The 13082-nt window shown below is 36.9% G+C and carries 9 protein-coding genes; 6 read left to right on the top strand and 3 right to left on the bottom strand.

Annotation, left to right across the window (positions count from 1 at the left end):
• Window positions 1-29 precede the first annotated feature (29 nt).
• Together BW727_RS04010 and addA are read left to right on the top strand one after the other, a co-directional pair.
• Window positions 30-3632 (top strand): PD-(D/E)XK nuclease family protein, encoded by a 3603-nt coding sequence (locus tag BW727_RS04010; protein WP_062469342.1) that lies wholly within the window; start codon window positions 30-32, stop codon window positions 3630-3632.
• On the top strand, window positions 3607-7407 hold the full coding sequence (addA, locus tag BW727_RS04015) for a helicase-exonuclease AddAB subunit AddA (RefSeq protein ID WP_227807220.1): 3801 nt from the start codon (window positions 3607-3609) through the stop codon (window positions 7405-7407). The genes BW727_RS04010 and addA overlap by 26 nt, the downstream gene beginning before the upstream one ends.
• A 44-nt stretch (window positions 7408-7451) precedes the next feature.
• On the opposite strand, the gene BW727_RS04020 is transcribed toward addA, so the two are convergent.
• Genes BW727_RS04020 through BW727_RS04030 form a run of 3 tightly spaced genes read right to left on the bottom strand, consistent with a single transcriptional unit; the run spans window position 7452 to window position 10139 of the window.
• Window positions 7452-8672 (bottom strand): putative glycoside hydrolase, encoded by a 1221-nt coding sequence (locus BW727_RS04020; protein WP_062469335.1) that lies wholly within the window; start codon window positions 8670-8672, stop codon window positions 7452-7454.
• 7 nt (window positions 8673-8679) lie between these two features.
• A complete protein-coding gene (locus tag BW727_RS04025) occupies window positions 8680-9501 on the bottom strand; it encodes a polysaccharide deacetylase family protein (protein WP_062469333.1) in 822 nt (273 codons plus the stop codon).
• A gap of 14 nt (window positions 9502-9515) precedes the next feature.
• Window positions 9516-10139: a YkyA family protein gene (locus BW727_RS04030; protein ID WP_227807249.1), complete on the bottom strand. Its 624-nt coding sequence runs from the start codon at window positions 10137-10139 to the stop codon at window positions 9516-9518.
• 167 nt (window positions 10140-10306) lie between these two features.
• Here BW727_RS04030 and lspA point away from each other — a divergent pair, with 167 nt between their 5' ends.
• The 4 genes from lspA to pyrF all read left to right on the top strand — a co-directional run bounded on the left by lspA (window position 10307) and on the right by pyrF (window position 13081).
• Window positions 10307-10762, top strand: a complete 456-nt coding sequence (gene lspA, locus BW727_RS04035) for a signal peptidase II (protein WP_062469326.1) — start codon at window positions 10307-10309, stop codon at window positions 10760-10762.
• Complete coding sequence (locus BW727_RS04040; protein WP_062469323.1) at window positions 10762-11673, top strand: RluA family pseudouridine synthase; 912 nt, start codon at window positions 10762-10764, stop codon at window positions 11671-11673. Before lspA ends, BW727_RS04040 begins: the two co-directional genes overlap by 1 nt.
• 140 nt (window positions 11674-11813) lie before the next feature.
• Window positions 11814-12362 (top strand): bifunctional pyr operon transcriptional regulator/uracil phosphoribosyltransferase PyrR, encoded by a 549-nt coding sequence (gene pyrR / locus BW727_RS04045; RefSeq protein ID WP_062469320.1) that lies wholly within the window; start codon window positions 11814-11816, stop codon window positions 12360-12362.
• A gap of 2 nt (window positions 12363-12364) precedes the next feature.
• Window positions 12365-13081: an orotidine-5'-phosphate decarboxylase gene (gene pyrF / locus BW727_RS04050; RefSeq protein WP_062469457.1), complete on the top strand. Its 717-nt coding sequence runs from the start codon at window positions 12365-12367 to the stop codon at window positions 13079-13081.
• Window position 13082 lies beyond the last annotated feature (1 nt).

The following is a 13082-nucleotide window of genomic DNA, read 5'->3' on the forward strand; positions in this document are numbered from 1 at the left end:
AAAGCCCAGACGAGAAAGGATGTTGAAATTTGACACTGCAGTTTATTATGGGTCCACAAACAGCTGATAAACGTACTGTTTATATAAATGATATTAACAAAATAATGACAGAAAATCCCAATGCAAAAGTATTTATTATTGTTCCAGAACATGCAAAGTTTGATGGCGAAGTAACTATACTACAAGATTTATGGCAAAGCTCGCCATTAGCTAATGAGTCTTTTATGGGATCAATTAACCTACAAGTGTTCAGTTTTAGTCGGCTTGCTTGGTACTTCTTAAAAGATGAAGAAGTTTTTCATAAGAAACAATTGAGTGATGCCGGAATGGCTATGATGTTGCGAAAGATATTATTAAACCATAAAGAAGAGCTTATTATATTTCGGAAAGAAATCGATAAAGAAGGATTTATACAACAATTGATTAATCTCTTTAAAGAGTTATTAGCTGGAAATATCACCATAAAAGATTTAGAACAAACGATTAATAAAGATTTAAAAACACCGGAACTATTAGACCAGCGCGTTAAACTTTCTGAATTACTTACTCTATATCGCTTATTTATGAATGAAATTGAAAAAAATGATTTTATACAGTATGAAATGATCCAAGAAGCACTTGCTCAAAGCATTTATCAACAAGATATGCAAGATGTCTATCTCTACATCGATGGCTATTACCATTTTACTGCCCGTGAGATTCAAATTATTATGGCTTTTTTAGAGCGGGCTGAAAAAGTAAGTATCGTTTTAGACTTGGATAAACCTTATATTGATAAACTTCCAGAGATGCAAGAATTGTTTTATGTGGCTGGAAAAACTTATCATACTCTTTATCAATTAGCGCGAAAAAACCAAGTTAGAATTCTTCAAGATATCCGTCTACCCGTTCAAGAAAATGGTTATACAGAAGGTTTAAGGCAACTTGATACTTATTGGAGAGACACGAATTCAGCAGTACGTTCAAAAGATCCTAATACTGAAAAAAATAGTCAGATTAAGGAAGTAATGGAAATTTGGTCGTGCGAAACCAAGCAGGCAGAAATTTTTCATGTTGCCAATAGTATTAACCGTTTAGTAACGGAATCTGGTTATCGCTATAAGGATTTTCTTATTGTAGCAAGACGAGTAGAGGACTATGAAACGATTCTAAAACCCCTCTTTACACGTGCGCAATTGCCCGTTTTTTATGATAAAGCAGATGAAATGAAGCACCATCCCTTTACCGATTTTATTGACAGTTTGTTTAAAATACGCATGAACTACTGGCGCTATCCCGACATAATGCGTCTTTTGAGGACAGAATTGTTGTTGCCGACTTATTATCCAGGTGAATCAGGTAGCATGTATCAGCATATCCAAAATTTTAGGAATAAGGTTGACCAAACTGAAAATATTATATTGGCATATGGATTTGAAGGAAACGCTTGGTTTAATCAGAATGATTGGCAACAATATGTGTTTAGTGAAGAAGAAATAGACTTAGTAAATGCGGAAACGGATGCTTTTGAAGATTCAAACGTGATAAAAAACTTTCTACAAGCAACCTTATTGCCCTTTTATAAAAAACTATCTCGTGCTAAAACAGGCCGTGATGCAGCTATTTTGCTATATGAATTTTTAACGGATTATGCGATTGACCAACAGATTTTACATTGGCGGGATCGTGCGATTGAAGAAGATAATTTAGAGCAAGCCCGTCAACATGAACAACTCTGGCAAACATTTAACATGCTTCTAGATGAGTACGTTGAAACACTAGGAGACGAACGCTTTGATGAAAAAACGTTCTACACGATTTTAATGACTGGTTTTGAATCTGCTACCTATAGCATTGTGCCACCTACTCTAGACGAAGTAATTTTCTCGAGTATGGAAGGCGCTCGTTTTAAACCGGCTAAAATTGTTTATGTTATTGGCGCAAGCCAGGAGAATTTGCCACAACTCTATGAAAATAAGACCTTATTAACGGAAGAAGAACGCCAATTTATACAAACTAATATTGGAGATGATAGCAGTAAATATCTCAATCTAAATATTTCAGAATCAACTGCTTCAGAACCCTATATTGCCTATCAAACGTTTCTGTCTGGGAGTGAGCGTTTATTTGTGACTTATCCACTCAGTATTGATGGTAATAATCGTATCAACCAAATATCACCGTACGTTGCTCGAATTGCGAAAGATTTAAATATTTCTGTCCAATACCGGGCTGCAAATGTAACGGATGCAAGAGTACCTCTTAACTTTGCAGGTAATAAAGAACAAAATGTTGGTCAGCTTGTGCAGTTATTACGTGAGCAGCTAACGACTAATAAGAAAATGCCATTTTTATGGCGCCAGATTTTAACCTATCTGGCGAAGGACAAAAGCATCCAACCAGTTTTAACGGTTGTCTTTTCAAGTTTGAAGTATAAAAATACACCCGTTCAATTAACGGCAGAAATTGCTGAAAAATTATATGGAAAAGATTTATACTTATCGGTCTCACAACTTGAAAGTTACTACTTAGATGCTTACAGCCATTACTTGAAATATGGGTTACAACTGAAAGAAAGACAGAAGTATGAATTGAGTAACGCAGCTACCGGTGAATTTTATCACGAAGCATTGGAATTTATTGTTCGCGAATTGCGTGGGAAAGGAAAACTTTCTATTAGTCAGGTACAAGCGATTACGACAGCTATTTTAAAAGAATTATTTGGAATCTATAAGTATGAAATTCTCTCAAGTTCGAATCGCATGAAGTTTATTCAAGATCAATTAGCTGAAACCATTCAACATATGTCGCAAGTCATTACGAGCCAAGGTCGGTTAACAACTTTTGAAAATTTACGGACAGAAGCAACTTTTGGCTTATCTCAAGCCACGGATCAGCTAGAGGGGCTGACCTTTCCTCTGAAGCAAGGGCGCAGTATTAATATTCGGGGTAAGATTGACCGAATTGATCGCATTAAGTCAAAAGATAAACAGTTCTTAACCATTCTTGATTATAAATCAAGTCAGCATCGCTTCGATTTTAACGACGCTTATTATGGGCTAGCAATGCAGATGATAACCTATTTAGACGTTGCCATGGTGAACGCTAGTAAGCTCGTTAAAGGGCAAGCTTTGCCTGCTGGTGCTTTTTATTTACATGTTCAACATCCTTATTTAAAAGTACAAGAGCAGCCCACAGTAGAAGAATTAGAGGACTTTTTACTATCCAATAATAAATTAAAAGGCTTACTGGTTGCTGATAAGGAAATTACTGAGAGCGTCGATCCTTCCGTAACAGAAGGTGAGGCTTCTTTGGTACTACCTTTCCGCTACAATAAAAGTGGCGAATTTGGAAAAGTTGCCGATTTAATCCAAACGGATGAATTAGATCTACTGATTAAAAACAATCGACGCCGTATTGTCCAGGCAGGAAATCGCATCCTTTCTGGAGATTTACGAATGAATCCCATTAAAGGAAAAGCCTTTATCCCTACTGTCCAAGGTCCGTATCGTGCTATTTCACAGTTTGATAGTACCTTAAATGAAAATCGATACCGGCGCATTGAAAGACTAGATAAAGAAGCTGTTATAGAACTCTTAAGGTTTGAATTTGCTGAAGAGGATAATGATGAAGAAAAGGAAAGAGGTGAATAAGATGGCGATGATTCCTCCAAAAACCGTTAATGACCGTTTCACCGACCAACAGTGGCAAGCCATTTATCAAAGTGGTGATAATCTATTGGTTGCGGCTTCAGCGGGCTCTGGCAAAACAACGGTTTTAGTCCAACGTATTATTGAGAAAATTAAGAGTGGTGTTGATGTCGATGAATTACTCGTCGTTACTTTTACAGAGTCAGCTGCTGTAGAGATGAAAGAACGCATTCGATTGGCTATACAAAATGCCATTAATGAAGCAACGAGCGATGCACAATACCACCATCTCATTCGCCAAATAACACTGTTGCCACAAGCTTCTATTAGTACGATTCATGCTTTTTGTTTAAAAGTCATTCAACGTTTCTTTTATCTTATAGATATTGATCCTGTCTTTCGAATTATAGCTGACACGATAGAAGTAGAGATGCTAAAGGAAGATGTCTGGGAAGATTTGAAAGAAGAGATGTATGGTGATTTTTCAAGTTTCTTCCATAAATTGGCGAAGGCATATTCAAGTGAACGAAATGATGATGGATTAAAGGATTTAGTTTTTTCTTTATATAATTTTTCAAGAGCAAATCCTAATCCTATAGCTTGGCTAGATAATATGATCGATTTATATAATATAGAAGAAGGGTTAGAAATAAGTTTACTTTATCAACAATTATTAAAACCGCAGCTCTTACAAGAATTAACCGGTATTCGATATGATATCAGCCAAGCGATTCACATTGGTAATGGAAGCGAGGGAACAAGTAAGCAAAGGAGCGTTCTAGAAGCTGAACAAGAATATGTTGAATTGATTTATCAAGCAGTTAAAGAGGATGATTATCAAAAGGCTTATGAAGCAGTCACCACAATATCTTTTACCCGTTGGCCCTCAAGTCGTAAAAAAGATGATCCTGATAAAGAAACCATTGTCTATATGAAGCAGTTACGTGATAAATATAAAAAATCAATTCAAAAACTACAAAGTGATTTTTTCACTCGTCCTAAAGAAGCACAAGAAGAAATAATTCAAGCAACGAAACCTTATGTAGAAGAAATGATTCGAGTAACCAAATTATTTAGTGAAACTTATTGGCAGAAAAAACTCGAGCAAAATGCGCTTGATTTTAACGATTTAGAACATTTAACTTTGGAAATCTTAAATCCACTTATTGATGGCAAACGCCAATCCAGTGAAGCGAGTTCTTATTTTCGTGCTAAGTTCAAAGAAGTTTTAATTGATGAGTACCAAGATGTTAACCAGTTACAAGAAAGTATTTTGTATGCTGTAACATGTCACAGTCCACAGGCCGAAAACTTATTCATGGTAGGGGATGTGAAGCAATCAATTTATGCATTTCGTCTTGCTGATCCGGGTTTATTTTTAGAGAAATATAATTCTTTTGGCCGTTCCGAACGCGGGGAACGAATTATTTTAGCAGAAAATTTTCGTTCTCGCGGCGAAGTGATTTCCTTTACCAATTTTGTCTTTAAACAATTGATGGATAAAGACGTTGGCCAAATGGACTATGATACTTTAGCCGAATTAAAACAAGGAAATTTAAATTTCCCTGAGAGTCAAGATTTTGAGACAGAAATCATGATTTATTTAAAAGAGACAAGTGATGAGGAAGAAACAAATAACCAAACACAACAAGAAGATGCAGAAGTTTTAATGGAAATTGATGATAAAGCTACTGGTGAAGTGACTATGGTGGCCCAAAAAATCAGAGAAATGGTTAGCCAACAGGTAATGATCTTTGATAAAGAAAAAAAAGAAAATCGCTTCTTAACTTACAAAGACATTGTCTTATTAACACCAACAAAGAACAACAACCTCCTAATTATGGAAACATTTAAGGAACATGGGCTACCTGTCATTTTGAATGATTCACAAAGTTTTTTTCAGCGAACTGAGATATCCGTTATCTTATCACTGTTAAAGGTCATTGATAATCCACGCCAAGATATTCCATTAGCTGCGGTATTACGTTCTCCTATCATTGGGTTAAACGAACGGCAACTAGCTCAAGTTCGAATCGCTGACCGCCAGGGTGATTTCTATGAGGCAATTCAAACCTTTATACAAACAGATCAAGCAACTCTAGATACAGAGGGAGTAGATACCTATCAAAAAATAACTTATTTTCTAGAGCAACTTGAAAATTGGCGTAATTATGCGAGTCAACATAATCTTGTAAGTTTAATTTGGTATCTTTACGATGAAACGCATTATTTAGATTACGTAGGAGGACTTGTCTCTGGTAAACAACGAGTCGCTAATCTTCATGCCTTGTATGAACGGGCGAAAAAATTTGAAGCTAGCAACTTTAAAGGCCTTTTCCAGTTCGTTCGATTTATTGAACGCATCCAAGATCGCGATCAAGACTTAGCTGAGCCTACTAGCTTCAGTGAAGACGAAGATGCCATACGTATTATGACCATTCATGCCAGTAAAGGACTAGAATTTCCTTTTGTTTTTATAATGGATATGTCCAAACGCTTTAATAAAAAGGATATTCAAGGGAAATACGTCTTTTCAGAAAAATATGGAATTGGAACAGATTATTTTGATAGTGAGCAGCGCTTGCAGTATACCTCCTTAGCACGCTCCACTTTAGCTAATGAAAAAGAGAAAAATTTATTAGCAGAAGAAATGCGTAAGTTGTATGTTGCTTTAACACGTGCTGAGCAAAAACTATTTTTAGTGGGTTCTTATGAAACAGAAGAGAAGATGTGGCAAGAATGGTCCGCAGTTGATGAGGCGAGCAGAACTGTTATTCCTGATCATTTACGCCTTCAAGCGGGCAGTATGATGAAATGGGTCGGGCTAGCCTTGTACCGCCATGGTAGTATTCAACCAGAATCGCTATCTAAAAGTTATTATGGGGAATTGGCTGTCGACCCTGTTGCGTTTAAAGTCAGCTTCAAACGTGCAGAGGATTTATTAGGAAATATTGCGACTGTTAATTTAGAAGAAACGATTGATGTTGATAAAAAATTAAAGAGTCTGATAATATCAGATTCCGATTCCAAACATCTGTCAGATTATCAGTTAGCTCAAGCATTAATGGAAGCTGATTATCCCCATCAAACAGCAACTCGTACAACAAGCTATCAGTCGGTTTCAGAAATCAAAAGGCTATTTGAAGATCCAGATCACGCGCAACTTCTACAACTAAATTTTGAACAATTGGATCAACCGGGTCGCTACGTCGAACCAAGTTTACCAAGACCCAGTTTTATGCAAGAACAAAAAACTCCTAATCAAGCTGAAGTAGGAACTGCCGTCCATTACTTAATGCAGAACATTGATTTGTCACAACCTATCGACCTATCGGTTATTCGTATTTTAATTGATGAGTTAACTGATAAGGGTGCCATCGATTTAAATGTTGCTAAGAAAATTAATATTCCACAGATTCTTGCTTTCTTTACAACCGAACTTGGGCAACAATTAATCAAAGATGCAGAGCTTGTTTCTCGTGAAGTTACCTTTACAATGCTAATGAAGGCAGGGAACCTTTTTGAAGGGATTTCCAAGCAAGCTGACGATCGGTTATTGATTCATGGGATTATTGATGGGTTTATTGAATATGAGGACCATCTTGTTTTATTTGATTTTAAAACGGATTATATTGGGGAAAAGTTAGAATCAATCATCTCAAAATATCGGGGCCAAATGATTGTCTATCGACAAGCTTTAGAAGAAATTAAACGAAAAAAAGTAACCGAAACATATTTATGTTTATTGACGACGAATCAAAATATTTTAATTAAATAAAAAAAGACATCTGAAAGAAAAACTTTCAGATGTCTTTTTCATTATTAATAAGTATACTCGTTGCTTGCATTCCATAGAAGAAATTCAGTAACACCGTGATCAGCAAGTGCTTGAACCTGGGCTTGAACTTCTGCTTGACCATACTCTTTATAGTTCCCAGCGCCTAGATAAGAAGCGGTAAAGTCTTGTAACCATGGTCGCGTAGTAGGTGTATGTTCAAGAGATTCGAGTAGAGGTAATTCCACTTTCATATATTCGTCAACGAGTTCATAGGGATGTAAATCGGGTGAAACAATACCAAAATAAGTAGTTCCCCAGTGGCTTGGATAAATCATGGATGAAATAACATCCACGTTATTAGAAATATCACTGAAGTCTTGACCAATTCCAGAAGCTTCTTCAACTGTTGCAGCATATCCAAAGATATCAACAGAGACTTCTACACCATAAGGCATCAGTTTCTCTCTCGCATAAGCTACGAAATCAGTGATTGCTTGCACGCGTTTTTCAGTAGGATCTAAATCCATATCTCCATAATCACCCATGTCATAGACTAAACCATTGGCGTCATCTGAGAAAACTTCTGGAAAACGCACGTAATCAAATTGGATTTCTTTAAAGCCCACTTTAGCTGCTTCAATCCCAACATTTACCGCATAGTCCCATGTTTCTTTTAAGAAAGGATTGATAAACATCTCATCATTTCCATAACGCCAGATAGAACCGTCTTGGTTTAAGAAAGACATACTTGGCTCATCTGCTGCTAATACCGAATCTTTAAAAGCCACGATACGAGCAATAGGATAAATTTGGTTTTCTTCTAATTGTTTCATTAGACCATCAATATTTTCGATATAGTCAACGGTGTTTTTTTGGATGTGCGCGTCTTCTGATTTAAAATCGGTTACGACATAACCTTCGTCATCTTTTATATCAATAACCATCGCATTTAAGTCATTACTATTAACATAAGAAATTAACTCGTCCATACGAGTAGGGTTTCCTGCACTCCATGGAGTTAAATAAATCCCTTTGACGCCATCTTCTGGGTAAGCAATGTTAATGCCACTATCATATTTAAACTTATTAGGAATGTTAGCCATACTTGGCGCAACTAGATAGGGTTTTTCACGTAAATTTAACTCTATTGCAGTAGCTTCATCTTCAGCGCTCTCATTGTTCTCAGAAGCGAAAACAGGAGAGGCTAAAACACTAGAAGCTAGTAGGACAGATGTTGCCAATAGACCTTTAATAAATTTATTCATATTCTCGTTAAGCCTCCTCTGGTGATGCAATTAATGTAGGGTCAACCATTTCATACCCAGCATCACGCAACCCATCAATAATTCTACTAATTGCAGCCGAAGTCCATTGACGATCATGCATCAATAGATTTCCGCCACTACCTAATTCTGGCGCATTAATCATGATATCAGCAATTGCATCTTCTTCCATATAACCATCGACCCAGTCGTACCCATAAGTCCAATTCATAATCGTCATATTCTCGCCATCAGCAATTGCTTCTGTTTCACTGTTATATGAACCATAAGGAGCGCGAATAAAGCGAGGCCGTTCGCCAGTTATTTCTTCAACTAAATCACTTGTTTTAGTGATTTCAGCTAATTGCTCTTCATAGGTAAGGGTCGTTAGATCAGGATGAGAATAAGAATGATTGCCAATTTCAAATCCCATATCATAGACTGTTTTAATAATTTCTTTTGCTTCTGGTTCTTCTAAAAATTGACCCATTACAAAAAAGATGGCATTTGCACCTTTATCTTGAACCGTTTGAGCTATATCAAGGGTATAAGAGTTCGGTGGTTGAGGGGCGTCGTCAAAAGTTAATAAGACAACTTCTGTGTCCGCATCATCAATAGGAACAACGGTATATAAATCGGGATTAATTTCGTATTCGTAGGCAACATCTTCTTGCACTTCAGAAGATACGGCTTCTGACTCAACGGATTCAACCGTACTTACTTGTGTTTGACCACTTTCTTCATTAACAACTGATTCTTGGGTAGCGTCAGTTGTATCTTGGCATGCTGCTAATAAAAATACAGATGATAAGATTGCTACTGTTTTTTTCATTTTTTATCCTCCTATTATTCTTCTTCGAGCGCTGTTAGTTCTTTTTCTAGGTTTTGGATTGAAGCATCCAATTCCGCATTCGTTTCAGCAAGTGGTGCTAATAAATCAAGATTACTGTCACTTGTGCTATTCAAACTTTCAAACCCTTCAAATAAGGTATTAAAGTCTGCGTCATCAGCGCCAAAAGCTTCAAAGGTTTCTTGTTCGCTTGCCAGTTGGTCTTTATAAGCAGGCAAATAAGTATCCAACTGTTCAATCATCATCTCCATAGGTTGAAGAAGGGATTGAATACTACTTAGTGGTAAAGATTCATCATCAAAAGACTTTAAATCCTCAGCAGATTTTTTAAAGTCTTTCAATTGACTATCCAATTGATCCACTTCTTCTTGACGGTTATCAATATTTTCAAAAACGACAGCTGACCCATCTTTTAGAGCAGACAGTTCTTCATCATCCATTAACGATGCGTCTAAATCAGCTTGCATGTCACTTTCGTATTGATTAATTGCGTTTAAAGACCCAATCATTGCTACTTTTGTTTCTTCTACACCATCAATCTTTTTTTGCACATTCTCTAACTCATTTGCACAGCCAGAAAGCACTAGCCCTGCCATTAATAAAAACCATGGTTTTCTCATTGTCACACTAACTACTCCTTTATTGGAAATATCCTTATTCATTATAGCGAAACTTCATAATTAAATCCAAGGATAGAGGCAGATATTTTATTTCCTTTTTGTTTTCATGTTTTTACTATACAATAGATAAAGATAACAGTAACTATTATGAATAAGTGAGGATAGGTATGATGATTTATTACATGTTAGCGGCTCTTTTGATTGTGGTTGATCAATTGAGTAAATGGGCAATTCTTCAAAACTTTGAACTCTATGAAGAGAAAATTCTTCTTCCAGGTTTTCTATCTCTATTTTATATCCAAAATAGAGGGGCAGCTTGGGGGATATTTGAAGGAAGAATGATATTTTTCTATATTATTACCGTTTTTGTAGTCGGCTATTTAATTTATATGTTTCATAAAGAAAAAACGGATAGCAAGCTTGTGGGAGTGAGCTTTTCTTTAATCTTAGCAGGCGCTATTGGTAATTTTATTGACCGATTAGTGAATGGATTTGTGGTGGATATGTTTCGACTTGATTTCATCAATTTCCCAATATTTAACGTTGCCGATATGTGTTTAACAGTCGGTGTTGCCTTGATGCTGATACACGTCTTATTTTTTGAAAAAGAGGAAAACATCTAATGGAAAATGAAAAATACCAATTAAAAATTAATAATGAAAGCGGAAGAATTGATAAGGTCTTAGCAGTGGCTTACCCCAGCTTCACGCGTTCGCAAATTCAAAGTTGGCTAAAGTCTGGTCACATTCAGGTGAATGGTAAAAATTCCAAAGCCAACTATAAAGTTCTACCAGGAGATATCATCACCCTTATCGAACCTGATGAAGAGACAATAGAAATTCAAGCTGAAAATATTCCCTTAATGGTTGTTTATGAAGATGAGGCACTAGCTGTTATTAATAAACCAGCCGGTATGGTGGTACACCCATCTAAGGTCCAATCAACTGGAACGTTAGTTAATGGTCTGCTCTTCCATATGAATCAGTTGTCTGAGGGATCAGACCCAACCAGACCGGGTATCGTTCACCGTATTGATAAAGACACATCAGGACTTTTAGTAATTGCTAAAACAAATGACGTTCATGAAGATTTAGCAAAACAATTTCTAAATCATACGACAAAACGAACTTACGTAGCCTTGGTCCACGGGGAAGTCGAACATGAAGAAGGAACCATTGACGTTCCCATTGACCGTATGCCCAATAACCGTATTAAACGCGTGGTAAATCGCGAAGGAAAACCAGCAGTGACCCATTTTACACGTTTAGAACAATATAACGGGTATACACTCTTACAATTAGAACTGGAAACGGGTAGAACCCACCAAATTCGCGTCCATATGGATTATATTCATCATCCAGTCGTAGGAGATCCCATGTATGGAACTAGAAATGACCATTCAAAATACGGTCAGTATCTGCATGCTCAGACACTAGGCTTTGTCCATCCAATAACTAAAGAAGAACTTACTTTTCAAGCCCCTTTACCGAACTATTTTGAAACGAAACTAGAAGAATTACGTCAGTTTGATTGACAGATGATTATGGAATGTTTATGCTACAGCTATACCCCCTTTAATAAAGTCCAGAGAGACTTAAAGGATCCTATAAATGTTTGTATTAGTGATCCCTTATGCTCTTTGGTATAAGGGAATTTTTTTTGGAAAGAGGAATGATGATGGCAAAACAAGAAGTTGAAATTATGGATGCGACAACCATGCAACGTTCACTTACGCGTATTACCCATGAAATTTTAGAAAAAAACGATGGGGTCGAAGATTTAGTTTTAGTAGGGATTCGTACGCGAGGGATTTATTTAGCTGAGCGGATTGCGCGCAACATACAGAAGTTTGAAGGGAAAGAAGTACCAGTTGGAGAATTAGATATCACCCTTTACCGCGATGACCAACATTTCGCTGAAGGGATTGACCCAACCTTGAATCAGACGAATATTCCGTTTTCCTTTGAAGGAAAGCATGTCGTTTTAGTAGATGATGTTTTGTATACAGCACGAACCATCCGAGCAGGTATGGATGCCATAATGGATGTAGAACGTCCGAGACGTATCACAGTTGCCGTTTTAATTGATCGGGGTCATCGTGAACTTCCAATTAAAGCGGACTACGTTGGTAAGAATATTCCTACGGCACTTTCAGAACAAATTTCGGTAAAATTACAAGAAGTAGATGGAGAAGAAAAAGTCAGTCTAATAAAAGGATCGTGAATATTGTGAACAAACCGATTATTGCTTTAGATTTTTCTAGTTTAAAGGAATCAAAAGACTTTTTAAAACAGTTCAAAGACGAATCGCTCTATGTGAAGATTGGTATGGAATTGTTTTATCAAACAGGACCAGAAATTATCACTTGGATAAATTCACAAGGACATGATATTTTTTTAGACTTAAAATTACATGATATTCCAAATACCGTTTATCGTTCGATGAGAGGCATTGCACGTTTAGGAGTGAGCATGACGAATGTTCATGCGGCGGGCGGATTAACAATGATGGAAGCTGCTCTTAAAGGTCTGAGGGAAGGAACACCGGTCGGTTTAGCCGTTCCTAAGTTGATTGCTGTGACGCAACTCACCTCCACAACAGAGGACATCATGCGCCAAGAACAGCTCGTTGAAGCTTCGCTGATAGAGAGTGTCCGCCATTATGCCAAGCTAACGGAAAAAGCAGGGCTGAACGGTGTTGTATGTTCCGCAATGGAAGCTGCAACTATTAAAGAAAATAGCCAGGGTAAGTTTATCTGCGTCACACCAGGTATCCGACCAAACAACTCAAAATTTTATGATCAAAAGCGTGTCGTAACGCCTCAACGGGCACGTGAATTAGGGTCAGATTTTATTGTAGTAGGTAGACCCATTACCCAGACAACCAACCCGGTAACAGCTTATTTAACCATCAAAGACCAATGGAATGGAGTGACTCATTAAA

It is taken from the genome of Jeotgalibaca dankookensis (genome assembly GCF_002005405.1).
In the GTDB taxonomy this organism is placed as follows: Bacteria; Bacillota; Bacilli; order Lactobacillales; family Aerococcaceae; genus Jeotgalibaca; species Jeotgalibaca dankookensis.